The 23,062-nt window shown below is 71.0% G+C and carries 18 protein-coding genes; 9 read left to right on the top strand and 9 right to left on the bottom strand.

The annotated features are described in order from the left end of the window. Positions 1 to 115: 115 nt before the first annotated feature. Positions 116 to 775, top strand: coding sequence for a GntR family transcriptional regulator (locus tag JK364_RS28530; protein WP_201854180.1), 660 nt, complete (start codon positions 116 to 118; stop codon positions 773 to 775). Further along, complete coding sequence (locus tag JK364_RS28525) at positions 772 to 2,067, top strand: MFS transporter (RefSeq protein ID WP_201854179.1); 1,296 nt, start codon at positions 772 to 774, stop codon at positions 2,065 to 2,067. Before JK364_RS28530 ends, JK364_RS28525 begins: the two co-directional genes overlap by 4 nt. Before the next feature lie 27 nt (positions 2,068 to 2,094). Here the strand turns inward: JK364_RS28525 and JK364_RS28520 are convergent, their stop codons facing one another. Further along, positions 2,095 to 2,919 carry a maleylpyruvate isomerase family mycothiol-dependent enzyme gene (locus tag JK364_RS28520; RefSeq protein WP_201854178.1) on the bottom strand — a complete coding sequence of 275 codons (825 nt, stop codon included), beginning with the start codon at positions 2,917 to 2,919 and terminating at the stop codon, positions 2,095 to 2,097. Positions 2,920 to 3,162: 243 nt separating this feature from the next. On the opposite strand from JK364_RS28520, the gene JK364_RS28515 reads away from it, so the two are divergent. Continuing rightward, the gene (locus tag JK364_RS28515; RefSeq protein ID WP_201854177.1) at positions 3,163 to 5,001 is read left to right on the top strand and encodes an NHL domain-containing thioredoxin family protein; all 1,839 of its coding nucleotides are present in this window, start codon (positions 3,163 to 3,165) and stop codon (positions 4,999 to 5,001) included. A 14-nt stretch (positions 5,002 to 5,015) separates the two neighbouring features. On the opposite strand, the gene JK364_RS28510 is transcribed toward JK364_RS28515, so the two are convergent. The 5 genes from JK364_RS28510 to JK364_RS28490 form a co-directional block, all read right to left on the bottom strand. Then, positions 5,016 to 5,876, bottom strand: a complete 861-nt coding sequence (locus JK364_RS28510; protein WP_201854176.1) for a helix-turn-helix domain-containing protein — start codon at positions 5,874 to 5,876, stop codon at positions 5,016 to 5,018. A gap of 91 nt (positions 5,877 to 5,967) precedes the next feature. Then, the gene (locus tag JK364_RS28505; protein ID WP_201854175.1) at positions 5,968 to 6,966 is read right to left on the bottom strand and encodes an NlpC/P60 family protein; all 999 of its coding nucleotides are present in this window, start codon (positions 6,964 to 6,966) and stop codon (positions 5,968 to 5,970) included. Between the two features lie 435 nt (positions 6,967 to 7,401). After that, positions 7,402 to 8,103 (bottom strand): DUF4232 domain-containing protein, encoded by a 702-nt coding sequence (locus JK364_RS28500; RefSeq protein WP_201854174.1) that lies wholly within the window; start codon positions 8,101 to 8,103, stop codon positions 7,402 to 7,404. Positions 8,104 to 8,236: 133 nt separating this feature from the next. Beyond that, positions 8,237 to 10,240, bottom strand: coding sequence for an AfsR/SARP family transcriptional regulator (locus JK364_RS28495; protein ID WP_201854173.1), 2,004 nt, complete (start codon positions 10,238 to 10,240; stop codon positions 8,237 to 8,239). 1 nt (position 10,241) lies between these two features. Beyond that, positions 10,242 to 11,531, bottom strand: a complete 1,290-nt coding sequence (locus JK364_RS28490) for a M18 family aminopeptidase (RefSeq protein WP_201854172.1) — start codon at positions 11,529 to 11,531, stop codon at positions 10,242 to 10,244. Between the two features lie 182 nt (positions 11,532 to 11,713). On the opposite strand from JK364_RS28490, the gene JK364_RS28485 reads away from it, so the two are divergent. Next, on the top strand, positions 11,714 to 12,466 hold the full coding sequence (locus JK364_RS28485) for a TNT domain-containing protein (protein WP_230992606.1): 753 nt from the start codon (positions 11,714 to 11,716) through the stop codon (positions 12,464 to 12,466). Positions 12,467 to 12,483: 17 nt separating this feature from the next. Beyond that, positions 12,484 to 12,852, top strand: coding sequence for a hypothetical protein (locus tag JK364_RS28480; RefSeq protein WP_201854171.1), 369 nt, complete (start codon positions 12,484 to 12,486; stop codon positions 12,850 to 12,852). 91 nt (positions 12,853 to 12,943) lie between these two features. Here JK364_RS28480 and JK364_RS28475 read toward each other — a convergent pair whose 3' ends face one another. Beyond that, positions 12,944 to 14,770 carry an acyl-CoA dehydrogenase gene (locus JK364_RS28475; RefSeq protein ID WP_201854170.1) on the bottom strand — a complete coding sequence of 609 codons (1,827 nt, stop codon included), beginning with the start codon at positions 14,768 to 14,770 and terminating at the stop codon, positions 12,944 to 12,946. Between the two features lie 137 nt (positions 14,771 to 14,907). On the opposite strand from JK364_RS28475, the gene JK364_RS28470 reads away from it, so the two are divergent. Together JK364_RS28470 and JK364_RS28465 are read left to right on the top strand one after the other, a co-directional pair. After that, positions 14,908 to 15,402: an SseB family protein gene (locus JK364_RS28470; protein ID WP_020869891.1), complete on the top strand. Its 495-nt coding sequence runs from the start codon at positions 14,908 to 14,910 to the stop codon at positions 15,400 to 15,402. Between the two features lie 122 nt (positions 15,403 to 15,524). After that, a complete protein-coding gene (locus JK364_RS28465; RefSeq protein WP_201854169.1) occupies positions 15,525 to 16,496 on the top strand; it encodes a pirin family protein in 972 nt (323 codons plus the stop codon). Positions 16,497 to 16,595: 99 nt separating this feature from the next. Here JK364_RS28465 and JK364_RS28460 read toward each other — a convergent pair whose 3' ends face one another. Continuing rightward, positions 16,596 to 19,073, bottom strand: coding sequence for an SdrD B-like domain-containing protein (locus JK364_RS28460; protein WP_201854231.1), 2,478 nt, complete (start codon positions 19,071 to 19,073; stop codon positions 16,596 to 16,598). 548 nt (positions 19,074 to 19,621) lie between these two features. Between JK364_RS28460 and JK364_RS28455 the strand changes: the two genes are divergently transcribed. Beyond that, positions 19,622 to 20,314, top strand: coding sequence for a hypothetical protein (locus tag JK364_RS28455; protein ID WP_201854230.1), 693 nt, complete (start codon positions 19,622 to 19,624; stop codon positions 20,312 to 20,314). A 7-nt stretch (positions 20,315 to 20,321) separates the two neighbouring features. Here JK364_RS28455 and JK364_RS28450 read toward each other — a convergent pair whose 3' ends face one another. Then, positions 20,322 to 21,665, bottom strand: coding sequence for a right-handed parallel beta-helix repeat-containing protein (locus JK364_RS28450; protein ID WP_201854168.1), 1,344 nt, complete (start codon positions 21,663 to 21,665; stop codon positions 20,322 to 20,324). Between the two features lie 67 nt (positions 21,666 to 21,732). Between JK364_RS28450 and JK364_RS28445 the strand changes: the two genes are divergently transcribed. Then, complete coding sequence (locus JK364_RS28445) at positions 21,733 to 22,884, top strand: Dyp-type peroxidase (protein WP_201854167.1); 1,152 nt, start codon at positions 21,733 to 21,735, stop codon at positions 22,882 to 22,884. Positions 22,885 to 23,062 lie beyond the last annotated feature (178 nt).

Below are 23,062 nucleotides of genomic sequence, written 5' to 3'. Positions count from 1 at the left end.
TCTGAGCACATGGGCCTGACCACGTGGGCCTGATCACCTTCTGATACTCATCCCCCGTCCGCATCGCGGACGGGGGATGAGTGCGCATGCATCTTGTATCTATGATGTGCGCATCATGAGTCCCGCCGATACGGCCACCAAGCCGCCGCCTGCCGCCGAACGCGTCTACCACCACGTCAAACAAGCCGTCCTCGACCGCCGCTACGAGGGCGGCACACTGCTGAGCGAGGGCGAACTCGCGGACGCCGTCGGGGTCTCCCGCACCCCCGTCCGGGAGGCGCTGCTGCGCCTGGAGGCCGAGGGGCTGCTCAAGCTCTATCCGAAGAAGGGCGCCCTGGTGCTGCCGGTCTCCTCCCAGGAGATCGCGGACGTGGTCGAGACCCGGCTGCTGGTGGAGCAGCACGCGGTCGCCAAGGTCGTCCCGGCCGGTGGGCGGCTGCTGGCCCGGCTCGAGGAGATCCTGGAGGAGCAGCGGGTGCACGCCGCGGCCGGGGACCTGGCCGCCTTCGCCGCCGCCGACCGCTGCTTCCACGCGGCGATCGTCCGGGCGGCGGGAAACGCCATCCTGGCGCAGCTGTACGACCAGTTGAGGGACCGCCAGCTGCGGATGGGCGTGGCCACCATGCACGCCGAGCCCGACCGCATCGCCAAGAACATCACCGAGCACACGGAGATCCTCCAGGCCTTGCGCGCCGGGGACGCCGGGTTCGCGTCCGGTCTGGTGCAGCGCCACATCAGCTGGGTGAACAACCTCGCCCGGGGTGAGGCGCGATGACCTCGGCCCAGTTGCCCGGTGATCCACCCGGCGGACGTCGTGCCGTCGCCGTATGGAGCCTGGGCGTCGCCGTCTACTTCGTCGCCATCACCTATCGCACCAGCCTCGGTGTCGCCGGTATCGACGCCGCCGAGCGCTTCCACATCAACTCCTCGGCGCTGTCGACCTTCTCCATCCTCCAGGTGCTGGTCTACGCCGGGATGCAGATACCGGTCGGGCTCATGGTCGACCGTCTCGGCACCCGTAAGGTGCTCATGCTCGGCGTGGTGCTCTTCACGCTGGGGCAGTTCGGCTTCGCGCTCTCCCACTCGTACCTGATGGCGCTGGTCTCCCGGGCGCTGCTCGGCTGCGGTGACGCGATGACCTTCATCAGCGTGCTGCGACTCGGCTCGCGCTGGTTCCCGGCCCGCCGGGGGCCGATGATCGCCCAGGTCGCGGCGCTCTTCGGGATGGCGGGCAACCTGATCTCCACGCTGGTGATCGCCCGCGCGCTGCACAGCGCGGGCTGGACCACGACCTTCGCGGGCAGCGCGCTCGGCGGGGTGGCCGTCTTCGTCCTGGTGCTGCTCTTCCTCAAGGACCACCCGAAGGGCTTCGAGCCCGCGCCCGCCTCCCATATGGGCGCCGACTACGTCCGCTGGCAGATCGCGGACGCCTGGCGCGAGCCCGGCACCCGGCTGGGCATGTGGGTGCACTTCACCACCCAGTTCCCGGCGATGGTGTTCCTGCTGCTGTGGGGGATGCCGTTCCTGGTCGAGGCCGAGGGGCTGTCCCGGGCGACCGCGGGTCAGCTGCTGACCCTGGTGGTGCTGTCCAACATGGCGGTCGGCCTGGTCTACGGGCAGGTCATCGCCCGGCACCACGCCGCCCGCGCCCCGCTGGCCCTCGGTACGGTCGGCGCCACCGCGCTGCTGTGGGGCACCGTGCTGTTCTGGCCGTCCGCCCACGCGCCCATGTGGCTGCTGATCGTCCTGTGTGCGGTGCTCGGCGCCTGCGGGCCCGCGTCGATGATCGGCTTCGACTTCGCCCGGCCCGCGAATCCGCCCGAGCGGACCGGCACCGCCTCGGGAATCGTCAACATGGGCGGCTTCACGGCCTCGATGACCACGCTGCTGGCCGTCGGCGTCCTGCTGGACCTGACCGGCGAGAACTTCCGGATCGCGTTCGCCTCGGTGTTCGTGCTGCAGGCGCTCGGCGTCATCCAGATCCTGCGGCTGCGCGGACGGGCGCACCGCCGGGAGCGCGAGCGCGTGGTCGCGAGCCGCGTCGAGGCGGTGCACGTACCGGCGTGACGCCGTGGCCCTCCGGTCCCCGGAGCGCTACGGCGTGACCGCGAAGTGCTGGAGGATCGCGTCCGCCAGCTGCTGGTCGCCCTCGATCTTCAGCCGCTCCGAGACCGCCTCGGGCCGCACCCGCCCACAGGCCAGCCGGACGTAGGTCTCCCAGTCCAGGGTGAGGGTCACCGTCGGCCCCAGCGAGACGCTGCCGTCGATGCTGCCCCGGCCGTCCGCGTCGACCCGGACCGTCCGCATGAACTCCATCGGGCCGTGCACATCGAAGACGGCGGCCGACTGGGGCGCCGCGCCCGCGTCCTTGGCGACCACCTTCGGCAGCCCCGACAGCAGCAGATCACGGGTGATCGTGGCGCCCGGCGAGTCGAGGTTGCCCGGCTTGTTCAGGGCCCGGCGCAGATCCTGTTCGTGCACCCAGATGTCGAAGGCCCGCCGCGTCAGGGCCTCCGCCAGCGCCACCTCGGTGCCGCCGGGCCAGCGCACCATGGCGTCCGGCTCGCGCTTCTCGTTCCGCAGCTGGCGGCCCCGCCGGATGACGGTGTACTCCAGCTCGGAGGTCATCTCGGGCGCGGTGTGGCAGCGCCGTACGTCGACCTGGACCTCCATGTACCGCGACAGCTCGTTGGTGACGTGGTAGAGGTCGCGCGGCAGGGTGTGGATGGGGCGGGGATCGCCGAGCATCTCGCATTCGAGGCCGATCACATGCGAAACGACGTCCCGCACGGACCATCCCGGGCACTCGGTGGCGCGGTTCCACTCGCTCTCCGCTAGCGGGTTGACCAACTCCGTTATCGCGTCGATGGAGTGCGTCCAGGCGTCGATGGAGGTCTGAAGGCTGGGATGGACGGTCACGGGACCCCTCGGGCGGTTGGTGCGCGGGCTGGGTGCTGGTGTGTGCGTTCAAGTTACGCTGCCCACGAGCGCACGGGCAGTGCTTTCCGGTCTGATCGTAGGCCCGGATCGGCGGCTCGCGGCCTGCCCGCGATGGTAGTCTGCGCCCGCCCCGGCCTTAACTCCGGACGTACCCGTACGCATCGGTGGAAAGCCGCCGGGGGCGGGGGAATGGCACGACCGGGACTGCTGTTTCATACGGATATGGCTTCACGTGCACGCGTCCGCGCCCCCGAGCTGATCGGCCGGGGCGGCTGGCTCAACACCGGCGGTACCGACCTCGCCCTCACCGACCTGCGAGGACGCATCGTCATCCTCGACTTCTGGACGTTCTGCTGTGTGAACTGCCTGCATGTCCTGGACGAACTTCGCGAGCTGGAGGAGAAGCACCGCGACACCGTGGTGATCGTCGGGGTGCACTCGCCGAAGTTCGTCCACGAGGCCGAGCACCAGGCGGTCGTGGACGCGGTCGAGCGCTACGAGGTGCACCACCCGGTCCTCGACGACCCCGAGCTGGCCACCTGGAAGCAGTACGCGGTACGGGCCTGGCCCACCCTCGTCGTCATCGACCCCGAGGGCTATGTGGTCGCCCAGCACGCGGGCGAGGGCCATGCCCACGCCCTGGAGACCCTCGTGGGGCAGCTGGAGACCGAGCACGCCGCCAAGGGCACCCTGCGGCGCGGCGACGGCCCCTATGTGCCCCCGGAGCCGGTCCCCACCGAGCTCCGCTTCCCCGGTAAGGCGCTGCCGCTGCCCGGCGGCACCTTCCTCGTCTCGGACACCACCCGCCATCAGCTGGTGGAGCTCGCGGCGGACGGCGAGAGCGTGGTGCGGCGGATCGGCGCGGGCGAGCGCGGCCTTACCGATGGCACGGGCGAGCGGGCCCGGTTCAGCGAGCCCCAGGGGCTCGCCCTGCTCCCCGACGGCACCGTGGCCGTCGCCGACACCGTGAACCACGCGCTGCGCCGCTACGACCCGGCCACCGGCGAGGTCACCACGCTCGCCGGGACCGGCCGCCAGTGGTGGCAGGGGTCGCCCACCGAGGGGCCCGCCCGCGAGGTCGACCTGTCCTCCCCCTGGGACGTGGCCTGGTTCGCCGGCCGGCTGTGGATCGCCATGGCGGGCGTCCACCAGCTGTGGACCTACGACCCGGAGACCGGGACCGTACGGGCCGCCGCCGGGACCACCAACGAGGGCCTGGTCGACGGCCCGGCCGAGGAGGCGTGGTTCGCCCAGCCCTCCGGGCTCGCCGCGACCGAGGACCGGCTGTGGATCGCGGACTCCGAGACCTCCGCGGTGCGCTACGTCGAGCGCGACGGTAAGGGCTTCACGGTCCGTACGGCCGTCGGCACCGGGCTCTTCGACTTCGGCCACCGGGACGGCGCCGCCGATCAGGCGCTGCTCCAGCATCCGCTGGGCGTCACCGCGCTGCCCGACGGCTCGGTGGCGATCTCGGACACCTACAACCACGCGCTGCGCCGCTACGACCCGGCCAGTGGCGAGGTCTCCACGCTCGCCACGGATCTGCGCGAGCCCTCCGGCGCGGTCCTGGCCGACGGGGACATCGTCGTGGTGGAGTCCGCCCGGCACCGGCTGACCCGGCTGCGGCTGCCGGAGGAGGCCGTAAGGGTCGAGGCGGTGGCCCACCGCACCCGGCGCGCCGCGACCGACATCGCCCCGGGGACGCTCCGTCTTGACGTGGTCTTCCAGGCGCCCGAGGGGCAGAAGCTGGACACCCGCTACGGCCCCTCCACCCGGCTGCTGGTCAGCTCCACCCCGCCGGAGCTGCTGGCCGGGGGCGACGGCGCGGGAACGGATCTGAACCGTGAGCTCGTCCTTACGGAGGGCGTGACCGAGGGCGTGCTGCACGTCTCGGCGATGGCCGCCTCCTGTGACGACACTGATTCCCATGGCGGCTCCGCCGCGGGTGCGAACGAGTACCCGGCGTGCCATGTGCACCAGCAGGACTGGGGCGTCCCGGTGCGGATCACCGAGGGCGGCGCGAACCGGCTGCCGCTGGTGCTCGCCGGAATGGACGACTGAGACCTGACCCGTGGTCAGTCCGGGCAGTTGGGCAGCGTGGAGTACTGCACCTGGTCCTGGCGGATCCGGATGCCCGGCACCCACATCCGCTTGCCGTCCTTGGCGACGCGGAACCACATGCTGCTGTGCCCGCCCGCCTCGTCGGTCACCGTGACGCCGTTGGCGATGCGGCAGTCGGCGCGCAGCGCATCGCCGTGCCAGGCCCGGCCCACGATGTTCGACGGGCGGTAGGCCTGGTACGGATCCCCGGCCAGGCCCAGGGAGCACTCGCGGACGCGCTTGTGCCGGCAGGTCTTCTCGGCGTTGTAGACGGTGATCTTGGCGTTGCCCAGGTGCGAGGAGCCCGCCGCGCCGCCCGGGGACGAGTCGTCGCCGGACGACCGTAAGGCGATCACGCCGGCCGTGGCCCCGCCGATGACGACGACGGTGCCCACCGCCGCGAGCGTGAGCCGCAGCCGGCGCCGGGACGGCCGGCCCCCCGGGGATCCCTCCCGGGTCTCCTCCCGAGCCGGCGGGGCGGCGCCGGACGCCATCGGCCCGTCGGCGGCCTCAACGGCGGCCTCGGCCTCGGTGGCCCGGTGCAGCAGGGTCACCAGCTCGGGCAGCCGGTCCTCGGCGGTGAAGGAGAGCTTGCCCCACTGGATCAGGAGCCGCTCGTCGGGGAGGCTCTGGCCGCGCAGATAGCGGGAGAGGGAGGACCGGCTCGCGGGCAGCCGCCCCTCCAGTTCCTTGAGGCTGAGTCCCAGTTCGCCGTGCATCCGGCGCAGTGCGGTCACGAATTCCCGTACCGGGCCGGAGAGTTCCTCGGGCAGCGGGGCGAGTGGCTTTCGTCGTGGGTTCTCTGGGCGATTCGGATGCGCTGGCACGTACACCATTGCAGCACGTGGATCATGAACATGCCGAGCGACACGTCCACACCCCCGAGGTGGACGTGCCGCTCGTTACCGGAACCGGATCAGGAACGCGTCAGTCCGTGAACTTCAGCGGCCGGTAGGGCTTGTACTCGCTGCCCGGCTCCAGTCCATAGCGACGGGTCGCGTGATCCGTCCCGAAGTCGCCGCGCTGCTCGTAGGAGGTGTACGAGGTGTGGGCGGCGTCGTTCCACTTCTCGAACATCACGACGTGCCGGGTGTTGTTGTTCCCCGAGGCGTCGATCAGCAGGTCGCCCGGCCGGAGGTCGTTGACGGCGATCGGCTTGGTGATGCTGGAGCCGGTGAGGCCCACGGTGTTGGTGCCGGGCGCCTGGAGGCCCAGCGCCATGGAGACATAGCCCGAGCAGTCCTGGCGGTAGCCGTCCTTCCAGACCTTGGCCTGGCTGTAGGGCACCCGGCCGCCGTTGTCGGCGGTCAGCCAGGTGGCGGCCCGCTGGAGCGCCTCGGCGCGGCTGCCGCCGGGCTGCGGCGGCCGCGGCGGCTCACCGCCCCCGTTCTGCACCGGGACGCCGGGGAGGGAGTCCTGCGGGATGTCCACCGCGACGACGCTCACGAAGCCGTTGACCGGCCCGGTGATATGGGCCATGTAGGTCGAGCAGGCCCCGTCCTCGCAGACCTTCTTCCCCGTGTCGACCTGGAAGTCGGCGGTGATGCGGTCCTGGCCCGGGGCGGTCTTGTTGAGCATGCCCACGGACGGGGAACTGGTGTCGGCGGTCTGGTGGACCACCCAGCGGGTGCCCCAGGTGGGGAAGTCGGCGGTGGCCGCGGCCTTGGTGCCGAACTCGCCCGTGGTCGTCTTCAGCTTGAGCGCGGCGCCCCCGCCCCTGTCCGAGCTCTTGGCCGAGGTGTCGCGGCTCGTCGCGCCCTTCTCGGCGACCTTCCCGGCCTTCGCCGCCTTGTCGGTGTCATGGCCCGCGGTGCCGTCCCCGCCCGAGCAGCCGACGAGCCCGGTGGCGCCGATGCCCGCCGCGGCGATCGCGGGGAGCACCTTGCGCAGCAGGGTCCGGCGGTTGCGGCTGATGGAGTGTGTCATGTCTGGATTCCCCCTAGGTGAGCGTGCCGACCGGGTGTCGGCACCGCTCGGTCGAGGCCGCGGCGGCCGTCCGCCGCGGCGACGGGAACCACTCTGGGCCGCGCGGCGGCGTATTCCGGGGGCCGAGCCGTCCTTTGGGACGTCCCATCCGGACCCACCCCTGACGACCTGCCAAAACGCCCACGGAGACGGCCAGGTGCGGGACGGGGGAGGCCATGCCGTGGGACATGACGAGACGGCCCCCGCCGGAGCGGGGGCCGTCCGGGGCAGGTAGCCGGGGGGAGGCGGCTACCTGTCCGGCTGGGGGGCTCGGAGTCGAGCGGTCACCGGAGCGGAAGGGCGGGGGCGGTCACCGGACGGGGGCGGTCACCGGACGGGGGGCCGTCACCGGACGGGGGGCCGTCACCGGACGGGGGGCCGTCACCGGACGGGCGGTCACCAGAGCAGGGCGTCGGACGCGTCGCTCTGCCAGTAGCCGACCTCCGCCCCGCGGCCGACCTCCACCGAGTCGCCGGGGAGGTCGACGGAGCGGCGGCCGTCCTCGCCGGGGAGGGAGACGGTCAGCCCGGTGGCCTTACGGCTGTCGGCCGGGTCGTCCGCCGCGGAGGTCGTGAGGCCCGCGTAGCCGCTCTCGCCGGGGGCCAGCGTGACGACCGTCTGGGGCCGGGTGTCCGCGGCCTCCGGCACGGCCGGGCTCGCGGCGCCGAACCGCACCGAGGGGAAGCCGGTGAGACGGCAGGTCGTGCCGGACTGGTTGGTGACCTCCAGCAGGAGGTGGTTGACCGGGCGGGGGACGGAGGTGACGCCCACCGACATCGTGTCGAGGCGGCAGACCCCGGCCTCCCTCTCGGCGCCGCTGTCGGCCCGCAGACCGCCCTGGGCCCCGGCGTCGGCCCCGCCCGCCGCCGTGTCCCCCGCGGCCCGCTGGGCGCCGTCCTGGAGGCCATCCTCATGGGCGGCGGGGACGGCGGGGACGGCCGGGGCGATGCTCTCCGCCGCGCCGGCCGTCCGTACGCCCGACGCGTCGGCGGTGCCGCACGCCGCGAGGGTGATGCCCGCGGCGACGACCGTCAGTCCGGCAGCGACCGAGCGCAGGGTGCCGGCGCGGTGGGCGAGGCGGGCGGTGGTGAGCGGCATGGCGGGGTCTCCCCTCAGCGGGCGTTCGGGCGTTTTCCGGTACGGCTCAAGCCTGTCCGGACCCGCTGCCGTTCGGCTGGTGAACGGCTGCCGCCCGCTAACGCCTCGCTAACGCCCCGCTGTTCGCCACTGCTCAGCCCCCTTGTGACGGCCCTTGTGACGGCCCTTGTGACGGCCCGCCAGGGGATCCGCCAGGGGCTCCGCCGGCCGCTCCGCCGGATGCCTCGCCCGGGGACTCGCGGTCGCTGCCGTCGCCCTGGGCGAAGAGCTTCACCAGGTCGCTCATCACGTAGCGGTTGGTGGCCTCCTCGTCCAGCAGGTGCATCTCCGCCAGCCGCTCCAGGGAGTCCTGGATCAGCTCGGGGTCCGCGCCCGACAGCGCGGCCGCCTCGGCGGTGTTGACCTCCCGCGCGAAACCGGCGCCCAGGGCCCGCAGCAGCTGTGCGTCGTCCGCCGAGAGCCGGGCCACCGAATTGCGCAGCGCGGCGGCCACTCCGGTGTCCTCCGCCGACAGCAGCGCGAGCCGGCGGCGCTCGTCGCGCAGCGCGGTGGCCAGCCGGGCCAGCCGCCAGCGGGGCCGGGCCATCAGCTGGGCGGAGGCGGCGCGCAGCGCCAGCGGCAGCCCGTCGCACAGGGCCACCAGCTCCCGCGCGGCCTCCGGGTCCTCGGCGACCCGGGCGGGCCCCAGCAGCGTGCCCAGCAGGCCCACTCCGTCCTCGGGGCCGAGGGCGTGCAGCCGTACCGGGCGGGCGGCGTCGGTGGCGATCAGCCCGTCCAGCCTGCTGCGGCTGGTGACCAGCGTGGCGCAGTGGGGTCCGCCGGGCAGCAGCGGGCGCACCTGGGCGGAGCTGCCCGCGTTGTCCAGCACCACCAGCAGCCTGCGGCGGGCGGCCAGCGAGCGGTACAGCGCGGACGCGGCCTCGGTCGAGGTGGGGATCTGCTCGGCCGGGGTGCCGAGGGCCAGCAGGAACTCGCGCAGCACCTCGGCGGGCACCACCGCCTCGCCGCCGCTGAAGCCGCGCAGATCCGCGAAGAGCCGTCCGTCGGGGAAGGCGGCGGCGCGGGCATGGCCCCAGTGGACCGCCAGACCGGTCTTGCCGACCCCGGCGGGCCCGGTGAGCAGCGCGATACCGCCCGCCTGGGGGTAGCCGCCGGACTCGCCCGAGGCGCCGCCCTGGGCCGGTTCGGCGGTGCCCAGGGTCAGCCGGGTCAGCTCGGCCAGCTCCGCGCCCCGGCCGTGGAAGCCCGCCGGGGGCCGGGGGAGCAGCTCGGGCGCGGGGGCCGGGGCGGCCGCGGACAGCGGATGCTGCGGGGTGGCCGCCGACGGCTGTGCGCCCGGCTGCTGTCCGGCGGCCTCGGCGCCGCCCCGCGGTCCGTCCGCCGTGGGGGCCGCCGTCAGGATCTCCTGGTACGCGGCGCTCAGCCGCTGGCCCGGGTCGACCCCCAGGTCGTCGTCGAGCAGCTGCCGGGTGCGGTGGAACCAGGCGATCGCGTCGGACTGCCGTCCGGAGCGGTACAGCGCCAGCATCAGGGCGGCGATCAGCCCCTCGCGCAGCGGGTTGGCGACGGCGGCGGGGTGCAGGGCGCGCACCGCCTGCTCATACTCGCCCAGGCCCTCGTGGGCCCGCGCCAGGGCCTCCACGGCGCTCAGCCGCCGCTCCTCCAGGGCGTGCGCGGCCGCCGCGAACGGCGGGCTGGCCACGGTCCCGGTGAGCGCCGGGCCGCGCCACAGACCGAGCGCCTGCCGGAGCAGCTGGACGGCCTCGCCGGGGGCGGACTCCGGGCTGGCCTGGGCGGTCAGCTGGTCGAAGCGCTGGGTGTCGATCAGGGAATCGGGGATGCGCAGCAGATAGGCGGAGCTGTGGGTGGCCAGCTCGACGCCGTGGTCCTCGGCGCCGCCCTCGGCCAGGGCCGCGCGGAGCCGGGAGACATGGCCCTGGATGACGGTCCGGGCGTGGGCGGGCGGCTCGTCCTCCCACAGGCTGGATATCAACTGCTCCACGGACACCGTCGCGTTGGGCCGCAGCAGCAGCATCGCCAGCACGCTGCGCCGTTTGGCGGGCCCCAGCGGAAGCTCGACGGGTGCTGCTCGCGGGCCGGCGGTGACAGTTACCGGACCCAGCAGGGAGAAGTCCAACTCAAGCCCCCAGAAAGGCGTTCAGTGCCTTGGCCAGCAGCCGCGGGTCCTGTGCTCCGCACAGCTCCCGGGCCGAGTGCATGGAAAGGATCGCGATGCCGATGTCGACGGTGGCGATACCGTGCCGGGCGGCGGTGATCGGTCCGATCGTGGTGCCGCACGGCATCGAGTTGTGGGAGACGAAGCTCTGCCAGGGGACGCCGGCGCGCTCGCAGGCGGCGGCGAAGACGGCTCTCCCGGCGCCGTCGGTGGCATATCTCTGATTGACGTTCACCTTCAGGATCGGGCCGCCGTTGGGCCGCGGGTGGTGGCCCGGCTCATGGCGCTCCGCGTAGTTGGGGTGGACGGCGTGGCCGGTGTCGGAGGACAGGCAGATGGTGCCCGCGAAGGCCCGCGCCCGCTCCTCGTACCCCCCGCCGCGGGCGAAGACCGAGCGCTCCAGCACCGTGCCGAGCAGCGGGCCGTCGGCGCCGGTGTCGGACTGGCTGCCGTTCTCCTCGTGGTCGAAGGCGGCCAGCACGGGGATGTACGGCGGCTCCTGCTGGGCGGCGGCGATGAGCGCGGCCGTACCGGCGTGCACGGAGACAAGGTTGTCCATCCGGGGCCCGGCGACCAGCTCGCGGTCCCGGCCGAGGTAGGCGGGCGGCTCGACGCTGTGGGTCATCAGGTCCCAGCCGGCGATCTCCTCGGCCGCGACCCCGGTCTCCTCGGCGACGAAGCGGATCAGGTCGCCCTCCTCGACGCCGCCGAGCCCCCAGATGGGCGTCATATGGCGCTGCTTGTCGAGCTTGAGGCCCTCGGCGTTGACCGATCTGTCGAGGTGCACGGCGAGCTGAGGGACGCGCATCAACGGCCGGTCGACGGTGACGAGATGGTGGGAGCCGTCCCTGAGGGTGATCCGGCCGGAGAGCCCGAGGTCGCGGTCGAGCCAGGTGTTGAGCAGCGCCCCGCCGTAGATCTCGACGGCGATCTGCCGCCAGCCGTGCGCACCGGTGTCGGGAATGGGCTTCACGCGCAAATTGGGAGAGTCGGTGTGAGCGCCCACAATCCGGTACGGAGTAGCGGCCTCCGCCCCCTCCGGGACGTACCAGGCGATGATCGCGCCACCGCGCAGCACGAACCGCCCGCCGGCCGTCCCGTCCCAGGGTGCGGTCTCCTCGATCCGGCGGAACCCGGCCTTCTCCAGCCGCTCCGCGGCGCTCGCCACGGCGTGGTACGGCGAGGGGCTGGCGCGAAGGAAGGACATCAGGTCATCGGTGTGGCCGCGGTCGATGCCGGGTTGTGCGCTCATGTGCTCAGCATAGATTCGCCGGGGGCCGGCTCGCCCTGGTACGGGAGCGGCGGCCATCCGTGGGGTCACATTGATCCAATCTGATGAAAGCACGTCAGCTAAGGCGAGAAGTCCGGCGAATCGGTCGATATTCCCCGTGATCAAGCAACGTCGCACTGAGTCGTTACTCGAGGGGATACCGGATGCGCGTTCTTCGACACCTGCTTGTCGTCCTGGGGTCGCTGCTGCTGCTGTGTGCCGGCGGACCGGCCATGGCGAAGCCCGTCACGGACTTCACCGCGGGGCTGGCCCCCGTGGCGTCTCCGGAGCCGGCGGCGCCCGCACCCGGCCCGCGGCCGGGAGGCGGCGGGGACGGCGAAGGCAAGGGTCACCCTCCCTGTCCCAGCACGAACCGCATCGGGGGGACCAACACCGCACCGAATCCTCCGCTCGACCGCTACTACCAGGGCGACTGGCGGCTCGGACCCGCTCAGCTCCCCCGCTACGGCGCGATCGGGCGCATGCTCGAAGGCTATGAACGACTCGACGACTTCCCCACCGCCTACTCGTTCCTCAACTGTTATTGGAATGAGCAGACGAACGGCTGGTGGTTCCCCTACCCCGACGGCTGGGTCCTGCTCAACGGTTCGCCCCTGCACACCACGGTCCGGCTGAAGGTCGGTCAGAAGGTCGACCTGTTCGGGAGCGGTTTCGGCCACTTCCTCGCCCCGGCGGGCACGCCCTACGCGGATCGCGCGCTGCCGCCCAGCAACCTCAACACCCTCGACCCGGCCTATCCGTACGGCTATCACCTCTACGAGGTCACCGAACCCTTCCTGGTCGAGGGCGGCCCCATCCGGCCCTGGTTCGGCCAACCCGGTTTCGGACTCCAGTATCTGACCGGGCCTTCGATCCCCCAACTCGTCGCGGCCGGTAATCTCCGCCCGCTCAACTGAGGGCGGATCCTGGACCGGTGGACAGAACGGAACTCGTCCGGACCCTCCGCGACGAGCAGGTGCCGGAGGCGCTGTACGACATCCCGGGCGTGCGGGACATCCCGGTGCAGCCGGACGCGTACTACTACCTGCGGCCCGCTCCGGACGGCGGCTGGGAGACCGGCCTGCGCGAGCGGTCCCTGGACCGGGACACCAGCCGGTTCGCCACCGAGGACGAGGCGTGCCGGGATCTGCTGGAGAAGCTGAGGGCCCGCCCGCGCCCGCCGGAGGGCGGTGGCGAGTCGATCGACGAGCTCCTCGCACAGGGCGAGGAGCTCAGGCGGTGGGCCCGCGAGGAGGTCGAACGGGCGCTGCGGGAACGGCGGTCCGATGACGACGAGCGGTGACGATGACGACGTGAGCGCGCACAGCCCAGAGGGCCGGCCGCCCCGCTGGAGGATGGGACGGCCGACCCCCTGGTCGCTGTGAGGGAAGCCCTTAGAACGCGGCCTCGTCCAGGTCCATCAGACCCTTGTCGACCGACTCGGCCAGCGAGCGCTGCACCGAGACGCCCGGCAGCATCTCGTGGGCGAAGAACTTCGCGACCGCGATCTTGCCCTCGTAGAAGGACCGGTCCTTGGTGGAAGCCGTGCCCAGCTTCTCGGCGGCCACGGCCGCGCCCTTGAGCAGCAGATAGCCGATGATCACGTCACCGGAGGCCAGCAGCAGCCGGGTCGAGTTGAGCCCGACCTTGTAGATCGAGCTGACGTCCTGCTCGGTGGCGGCCAGGTCGGTGAGCATCGCGCCGACGATCGCCTCCAGGTCCACCGCGGCCTGGGCGAGCTGGTCGCGGGCGACCTCCAGGTCCTCGCCCCCGGCGGCCTCGGCCAGGAACTTCTTGATCTCCTCCGAGACGACGGTCAGCGCCTGGCCCTGGTCCCGGACGATCTTGCGGAAGAAGTAGTCCTGGCCCTGGATGGCGGTGGTGCCCTCGTACAGGGTGTCGATCTTGGCGTCCCGGATGTACTGCTCCAGCGGGTACTCCTGGAGGTAGCCGGAGCCGCCGATGGTCTGCAGGGACTGCGCCAGCTGCTCGTACGCCTTCTCCGAGCCGTAGCCCTTGACGATGGGCAGCAGCAGGTCGTTGAGGCGGTTCACGGCGGAGGTGTCCTCGCCCGCGGCCTCCTTGATCAGGACCTCGTCCTGGACCGAGGCGGTGTAGAGCACCAGCGCGCGCAGGCCCTCCGCGTACGCCTTCTGCGTCATCAGCGAGCGGCGCACATCCGGGTGGTGGGTGATGCTCACCCGCGGCGCGGTCTTGTCGGTGAAGGCCGCCAGGTCCGGACCCTGCACCCGCTCCTTGGCGTACTCCAGCGCGTTGAGGTAGCCGGTCGACAGGGTGGCCATGGCCTTGGTGCCGACCATCATCCGGGCGAACTCGATGATCTTGAACATCTGGCGGATGCCGTCGTGCTTCTCGCCCAGCAGCCAGCCCTTGGCCGGGTGGTCGGCGCCGAAGGTCAGCTCGCAGGTGTTGGAGACCCGCAGACCCATCTTGTGCTCGACGTTGGTGGCGTACACGCCGTTGTGCTCGCCGAGTTCACCGGTCTCCCAGTCGAAGTCGTACTTGGGGACGACGAACAGCGACAGCCCCTTGGTGCCGGGCCCCGCGCCCTCGCGGCGGGCCAGCACGAAGTGGATGATGTTGTCCGAGAGGTCGTGCTCACCGGAGGTGATGAACCGCTTCACACCCTCGATGTGCCAGCTGCCGTCCTCCTGCTGGGTCGCCTTGGTGCGGCCCGCGCCGACGTCGGAGCCGGCGTCCGGCTCGGTCAGCACCATGGTGGAGCCCCACTGCTTGTCCACCATCAGTTGGGCGATCTTCAGCTGCTCCTCGGTGCCCTCGTCGTGGAGCACCCCCGCGAAGGCCGGGCCGGAGGCGTACATCCAGATCGGGGCGTTCGAGCCGAGGATGGTCTCGGCCGAGCCCCACAGCAGCGAACGGGGGCAGGCGGTGCCGCCGAGCGACTCCGGGACGCCCAGCCGCCACCACTCGGCCTCCATGTAGGCCCGGTAGCTCTTCTTGAACGACTCGGGGAGCGGCGCCGTGTGGGTCTTGGGGTCGTAGACGGGCGGGTTCCGGTCGGAGTCGGCGTAGCTTTCGGCCAGCTCGTGCTCGGAGAGCCGGGATATCTCGGCGAGCACGCTCTTGGCGGTGTCGACGTCCATCTCCGCGAACGGGCCGGTGCCGTACACCGTGTCGCGCCCGAGCACCTCGAAGAGGTTGAACTCGATGTCGCGGAGATTCGACTTGTAGTGCCCCATGGCGACGGCTCCGTAGGGATCGGGAGGCCAGGACCTCTGCGTTGACGCGTATCAGATCAGCTGATGCCATGATGCTACCCGTGGGTAATAAAGGGCAACCCTCAACCGGGTAACTGTGACTCAGTACGCTTCTGCGCATGTACGGCTACGACCAGAACGCGAGCGCAGGGCAGGGCTACGCCGCCCCGCCACCTCCGCCGCAACAGCAGCCGCATGCGTCACATCACGCGGCGGGTGCGGGGTACGGCCAGCAGCCGCTCTACCCGGAGCCCTCCCCGCCGTCGCTCGCCGACGCGGTGCGGGCCTTCACCACCGGATCGATGTCGGCCGAGGACTTCCAGCAGATCTTCGCCGGGTCGAAGGTCTACTGCCCGCGCGGTGACAACCCCGGCTTCCTGGCGCTGCACAACACCCAGCAGCCGGTGATCCCCATGTTCACCTCGCTCAAGGAGCTGCGGAGGTACGCGGGCAAGGAGTCCAAGTACTTCGTGATCACCGGCGCCGAGGTGATCGACCTGCTGCCCACCGGCTACGGCTTCGTCCTCGACATGGAGGGCGAGCACCGGATCGTCTTCGACGCGAAGGCGGTGGAGCAGATGGTGGACTTCGCCATGCGCCGCATGTACGGCTAGATCCGCATACGTCCGGATATCACCGGGTTGTCCCAATGGGGTGCCCGGGTGGAAATAAAGACCCTCTTGCGGGTTGTTCAGCGTTCAATTAAGTTGAATGGTGAACGACCGAGGAGGCCGTCATGCCCGCAGTGACCGTAGAGAACCCGCTGACCCTGCCGCGCGTCGCGGCACCCGCCGAGGCACGACAGCGCCCCGTGCTCGCCGTCACGACCGCTCCCAGCGGTTTCGAGGGTGAGGGCTTCCCGGTGCGGCGCGCCTTCGCGGGCATCGACTACAAGCACCTGGACCCGTTCATCATGATGGACCAGATGGGCGAGGTGGACTATCAGCCCGGGGAGCCGAAGGGGACCCCCTGGCACCCGCACCGCGGCTTCGAGACCGTCACGTACATCATCGACGGGATCTTCGACCACCAGGACTCCAACGGCGGTGGCGGCACCATCACCAACGGTGACACCCAGTGGATGACGGCCGGGTCCGGTCTGCTCCACATCGAGGCGCCGCCGGAGCACCTGGTCGTGTCCGGCGGTCTCTTCCACGGCCTCCAGCTGTGGGTGAACCTGCCGAAGCAGGACAAGATGATGCCGCCGCGCTACCAGGACATCCGCGGTGGCCAGGTCCAGCTGCTCACCTCCCCGGACGGCGGCGCGCTGCTGCGGGTCATCGCCGGTGAGCTGGACGGTCACGAGGGTCCCGGCGTCACGCATACGCCGATCACGATGATCCACGCGACGCTGGCGCCGGGTGCGGAGATCACCCTGCCGTGGCGCGAGGACTTCAACGGCCTCGCGTATGTGCTCGCGGGCCGCGGTGCGGTCGGCGCCGAGCGGCGTCCGGTCCACCTGGGCCAGACCGCCGTCTTCGGAGCCGGTTCCGCGCTGACCGTGCGCGCGGACGAGAAGCAGGACGCGAACACGCCGGACCTGGAGGTCGTGCTGCTCGGCGGGCGGCCGATCCGTGAGCCGATGGCGCACTACGGCCCCTTTGTGATGAACACCCGAGCGGAGCTCCAGCAGGCGTTCGAGGACTTCCAGAAGGGCCGGCTCGGCACGATCCCCGCGGTGCACGGGATGTCCGAGGGCGGGCTGTAGGGCTAGGCCTCGCCGGGACCGCACGCGAACGAGCCCCGTCCGGATATGGACGGGGCTCGTCAGCGCTTACGGGCGGATCACCCGTCTTTCCGTGTTGTCTCAGTGTTGCCCGGCGCGACGCTTCCGGGTCACGAACGCGGCTGCCGCGCCCGCGCCGGCGAGCAGGGCACTGAGGGAGACGATCTTCAGCAGGCCGGACGTACCTGTGTTGGCCAGCGAACCGCCGCCTCCGTCAGTCCCCGAGCCTCCGCTGGTTCCCGAGCCTCCGCCTGTCCCTGAGCCTCCGCCTGTCCCTGAGCCTCCGCCGGACTGGGGGCCCGGATTGTTGGGCGGCTCAGAGGTCGGCGGCCCGGACGACGACGGGGTGGGCGTCGGCGTAGGAGTCGGCGGTTTCCCCTTCTGGATGTACACGCCGGCGTCGATCGTGTGATCGACCTCTCCCGGCTTGTCCGGCGCCGTGACGGGTGCGCGTCCGTTGCACAGCGGCCCGGTCCTCGGCGGGGTCACATTCGAGTCATGTGCCCGGTTGCCACCGGCCCGCGGCAGCGTGAACCGCAGCCTGGTGGCCGGCGGCTCGGTCGGCACCTCGGTGGTGTCCGCGGTACACACGTCGAACTGCACCGTGTATTTGGCGCCCGGCTTCAGCTCGTAGGCGGCGCCGACTCCACCGAAGTAGTACTCGCCCGCGGCATCGGTCTTGGTCGTGGCGACCTGCTTGCCGTCGGCGTCCAACAGGTTGATCGTCGCGTCCGGCAGCGGCACTTCGTTGCGGCCCTCGGGATCCTGGATCCCATTGTGGTCGCCGTCGAACCACACCCGGTTGCCGATCTGGATCGGCGCGTTCGCCGCCTCGTAGGCGATATCGCCGAGCCCACCGGCCTTACCGAACCCGCTCTGTGCCTGACTGACGAACTGGTACCCGTTGGCTTTCGGGCTGTTGCCCGGGCCCTGGCCGGTGGTGATGTTGTGGTACCCGGTCCCTGAGGTCGCGACGTCGACGACCGGGTCGAACTCCGTGCTGACGACCCACTGCTGCTGCGGGATGTAGGCCACCGACCCCAGCGCGGTCTCCGCGTGAACTCCGTTGCCATAGAAGTCGCCCGGGAAGTACTCGACGACACTGCTGTCCTGGCTGCCACCGGTGGCGGGGGTGGCGTGGTTGGGGCAACTCCCGGTGCCTTCCCACGAGTACCCGCCGTCGGGATTGGCGCAGGCCATGTTGATGTCACCGCCGGCCATGCCGTTTTCCGGGGTGTCGTTGTTCGGCCTCGGGTCCAGTCCACCCCAGCTCACGACGTCCATGAACCGGTCGCGGAAACCGAGGACCATCGAACCGTCGCGGGCGAAGGCGAGGGAGGCGAGCTCCGGCTGCGGATCGATATGGACGTTGCCCACCTTCCGCTCGTCCCACGTGTCCAGGGAGGTGTTCCACGGGTTCCAGTGGGTGGCCCGGTCGACGTCGTTGGAACCGAAGACGGAACCGCGCTTGGCGGTGAGCGGCTGGGTCAGCACGGTGTCGAACTGTCCGCCGTCGTAGGTGTAGACGACGGCTTTCAGGTCTTCGCGCTTCTGTGTGCTCTCCGCGCTGCACACGCCACCGACGTAGAGCTTGTTGTCGTGGACCTGAAGACCGAACGGCCGCCAGTCACCGGGGCTCGCGCAGCCCGGGTCCGGGATGCGCACCGTCGCCTTGGGCGCGGACGCGGTGGTCCCGGTCGCGTCGAAGCTGACCAGGCGCCGGGTCAGCAGGTTCACCGCGTACAGCGTTGAGCCGTCCTCCGACAGGGCCATGCCGCCGATGCTCTCTTTGCCCGGCGCATTGGTGAACCCGGCGTCCTTGATCATGTTGCTGGCGTCGTGCGGTGTCACCGTGGCGCCCGGCACCTTCGCGAACAGGGTCGGCGCGCTACCGCCGTCGGTCGGCGTGGTGTAGATCGCGTCACCGCCGCCCGGCCCGTACGGGGTGTACCGGCGGGCGAACGCGCCCTGGAAGATCCGCTTCTGGTACTTGTCGTAGGCCAGCGCGAACGTCGTGCCCACCTGGGCCTGGGTGTTGAGCGCGGTCGGGCACGCCGTGTCGGCAGGACACGTACCTCGTTTGTCCGTCCCGAACGCCACCAGTGCCCGGGTGTCCTGCCCGTCGGCGGTGTTCTGGATCGGCACGAAATACCGCGTGTCCGGCAGCGCGTAGTCGGCCGGATTCCAGACCCCGGTAATGACCGAGTCGTCCTTACCATCCGACACGTCCACGAATGTCGTGAAGCTGTCGAAGTGGTTTTCCGCCGTCGAGGCCGGCGCCGCCCGCAGATACTTGTCATACGGCGCCGGGACGGTGACATCGACGCGGTACTGGCCGCCGGTCAGTTCGGTCGACTTCGAGACCACCACCTTTCCGGTGGCATCCGTGGTGCCGGTGACCCGATGGCCGGCAGGGTCGGTTACCCGAACCTTCATGCCCCGCTGCGGCACATCCATGGTCGTGTTGATCACGCCGGTGCCGAAGAAGTCCCGCAGTACCTGAACTGTCAGGGTTCCGTCGCCGGTCGAAGCGGTGGCCGTCCCGGCCGTCGCGCCCATGGTGCTGCCCAGCAGCAAGAAACCGCAGAGGCCCGCTCGTGCCAGCGGACCCGTACGCTTTCCGGCTGTCCGGCGTAACCTTCCACAAACTCTTCGCACAGCCATCACTCTCCCCTCGTGATGTGAACCGAACACCCGTTTGCAGCCGTGTATCCGTTTCTCGGCTCCGGGTGACACATCGGCCATGAAAAGGGCCCACCGCTTTTCGGTGGGCCCGGTCGTTCTTGGTCGTGCTGGCGGCTGTAGCGAATTCAGGGACTCGGGAGTGCCGTCCGCAGGCCAGTCGCACTCGTCCTCGCCTTCCCACGCGGAAACAGCACAAGAGTCTGAATAGCCATCCTGAACCGCCCGACCAGCAGCGATACTGTAGCGGGTGTATGCCAAGATCGGGGGGAGAGTAGGGAATGAATAAGCGGAACGTGTTAGCAAAGCGCCGTCCGCGGAGTACGGAAATCAGACACGTGTTCTCGCGGCGCGCGGCCGGTCGGCGCCGATGGCCGCGGCCACGCTGGTTGGTGGCCGCGGCCATCGGCGGTGTGGCCGTCGCGGTGGCCACGTTCCTGGTCGCGAGCAGCGGCTCCGACCCCACCGGTCCAAGGGAATTGACCTCGGATCAGGCGGGCCGTCTGGCGGCCACGCGGTTCCTCAACTACCAGGCGGGCGGGCGCGCCGTGACGATCAACGTGCCGGGCACCGACGGCGGGCTGACCATCACCGGATCCCTCGACTACCGCGGCAAGATCGGTTACGGCGCGGTGCGCGGCACCGGGCGCGATACGTCCAGCGACGGGCTGATCCAGTGGACGGCCACCACCGTGTTCGTCCACCCGATGGCGAACACTCCGGCGAAGGCACCGGCACGGCCGCCGGGTTCGGGCTGGTACCGCCGTCCGCTGCAAAGGCAGGGCAGTTCGCTGGACAGTTCGCTGGCCATCGCGCTGAAGCTCGGCAGCGACCGGCCGGACAACGCCGAACTGCTGCCGCAGAACGGCGCCGCCTGGGTCGGACAGGACCGGTTGGACGGCCATCGGGTGGACATCATGACCGGGCCGAGCGCCGGGCCGAGCGCCCGTGCCACGTCCGGTCCGGCGGGCGACGTGCGCTACTGGATCGGCTCGGACGGCACGATGTACCGGGTTCGCGCCGGTGTGGCCTCCGCACCGGAGCCCGTGGTCATCGATTTCGACACCCAGAAGTACGTTCCGGTCCGGCCGGTCCCCGGAGCCACCCCGACGCGGTAGCCGCCGCTCAGGACGTCCCCACCCGCGCGCCCGCGACGAGCAGTGACGCCGACGGCAGCCGGATGCCCGCCGTGTCCGGTAGCGCCGGAACGGAGGGAACGGCGGTGGCGCCCGTGGTCGTGGCCTTCGGGAACTGCGGCTGTCGCTTGGGCGCCGCCACCTCGGTGAACGGGATACCGCCGGGTGCCGTCGGCTTCGCCCAGGTGCCGGACGGCGAGAGCGACCGGGCGGGACGCGGGCAGGACGCGGTGGTCGCGAGCCGGGCGGGCTCCGTCGTTCGCAGCTCGTTGCCGCGCAGGCAGTTGCCCCGTCCCTTCGTGGCGGTGGGGAACGTCCAGCCGACGTCAACGCTGTTGGCGGCGAAGGTGTTGTCCAGGATCCGGTTGCCGTTCGGCGGTATGTCGGCGGTCGCGGTGATCACCAGCCCGGCGTTGCTGTTGCCGGTGACCCGGTTGCGGACGAACTGGTTGTCGGTGCCGCCGTCGACGCCGATGCCGATGCCCCACCCGCCGTCGGCCTGTTCGGGGGTGGCCGCCTGCTGGTTGGCCGCGATCAGGTTGCCCGCGATGACGGCATCCCGCTGCGGGAGCAACTTCTCCTGGTGGTCGGAGTTGCTGGTGAGCCCGACCCGGTTACCGACGAGGCGGTTGCCGACCACGTACATGTCGCCACTGGCGTTGGTGCCTTCGTAACCGACCGCGTTGAGTTCGGCGATGTTGTCCCGCACCACGACGCGACAGGGCTTGCACTGTCCGACATAGATCCCCGAGTCGGCCGAGCCCGATGTGTACGAGTGCTCGATGACACCGTTTTGCGCGGAGAACGCGTAGATGCCGTACAGCCCGTTGCGGGTCGCGGTCACGTGGGAGACCAGGAACGACTTCAGGAAGGTGACGGGCTCATCGCCGGTGTCGTAGCCGCCGGACTGCCCCGGCGCTCCGGCGGCCGCCTTCGCCGAGCCGGTGACCAGGACCCCGTTCTGTGTGTTGTTCTCCACGGTCAGGTTCTCCACGGCCACCCCGGGAGCGGCGACGACGATGCCGTTCGGCTGCCGTAAGCGCCCGTCGATGACGACCTTGTCCCGGGACTCGCCGCGCAGAGTGATGCGGGCCGTCGATATCTTCACCGACTCGTGGTACTTGCCCGGCGCGACCAGTACGAGATCGCCGGGCCGGGCCAGAGACACCGCGGCCGAGATCGTCGGGGCGTCGGCCGGCACTTTGATCGTCACATTCTCACCGGACGGTCGCCGGCCGTCGTCCGGTCCGTCATCGTCCGCGCCGCAGCCGACCAGTACGGGGGCCAGGGTGCCGAGCACCGCGGCCATCAGGCGAAGACGGAGACGAGGCATGGCCTCATCCTGGCACGGACGCCGACCGGGTCGCAGGCGCCGATACGGATATGGCACAGTTCACACTGTGTGCCAAGCCGACTCCCGCCCGTCACGCCGTACGTTTCTCGGTGCCACCGGCACCGTGACCGCCGTCGGCCTCTCCGCCGGGTGTCAATCGCGTTCCGCCCCGCCGGACCGGGACGATGCCCCCGCGCCGACCCCGCCGGTGTCACCAACGGGCCGGTACCAGGCGGGCATCACGCTTCCACAGCCGGCCCAGCGGAACCTGCTGGCCGTGGTGGCCGACCTCGTCGACACCGGGCCCGTCCGTCCGCTGCTGGCCGAACTCGGCGAGGCCATCCGCACACTCACCGCGGGGACCGACGCACGACTGATGGGCCTGGAGCCGGGCGATCTGACCGTGACGATCGGGGTGGGCCCCCGGCTGGTGCGCGAGGTCGATCCCGCCCTGCCCGGGGCGAAGGACCTCCCGCGGTTCTCCCGCGAACGGATCGCCTCCCGGGCCCGCGGCGGCGACCTGCTGATACAGATCTGCGCCGACGACGCCTTGGTGATACCGGCCGTGGCCGCCGCGCTTCTGGAGCAGGCCGGTGACCGGATACGGGAACGCTGGCGGCAGTCCGGAGTCCGTGGTGCGAACGTGCCGGTGGACAAGGGCCTCGCCGCACCACGCAACCTGTTCGGTTTCGTCGACGGCATCGTGGGCCCCCACACGAGGGCCGAACAACAACGCGACCTGTGGCTGGCCGGGCCGGCTCCGGTCGCCGGCGGCACCCTCGCCGTACTACGGCGCATGGACCTCGACCTGCCGCGGTTCGCCAAGCTCTCCGTCGCCGAACAGGAAGCGGTCTTCGGCCGCCGCCGAGCCAGTGGCGTGCCCCTCTCCGGTGGCACCATCGCCTCGGGCCCGAACCTCGGTGCCAAAACGCCGGACGGACGCTACCTCGTCCCGGTGGACGCCCACGCCCGCAGGGCGCACGCCACCGCGGTCGGCGTCGGCCTCATGCTCCGTCGCTCCTACAGCATCGACGGACCCGCCCCCGGGCTGCTCTTCATGAGCTTCCAGAACGACCTACGGACATTCACCAACACCCTCACCCGTATGGACGATTCCGACGCCCTGCTGGACTACACGACCACGACCGCCAGTGCGACGTTCCTGATCCTTCCCGGTTTCGACGGGAAGCACCCGCTCGGTGCCCGGCTCTTCCGCTGAACGGCCGGGCCGCCCCGGCGCCATCCCGGCCGAGGGCTACGGGGTGTCCGGCGCGTCTTGCCCCTCCCCGCCCCTTCCCGTTACCAGGGGCTTCGCCCCTGGACCCCCGGGGTCTGGGGCGGAGCCCCAGTTTCGGGAAGGGGCGGGGAGGGGAACAGCCCGCCGCAGGCGCCAAGAT

Source organism: Streptomyces endocoffeicus (assembly GCF_016741935.1).
Taxonomy (GTDB): domain Bacteria; phylum Actinomycetota; class Actinomycetes; order Streptomycetales; family Streptomycetaceae; genus Streptomyces; species Streptomyces endocoffeicus.
The sequence above is the reverse complement of the archived record's forward strand: the minus strand, read 5'-3'. Positions and strand labels throughout refer to the sequence as shown.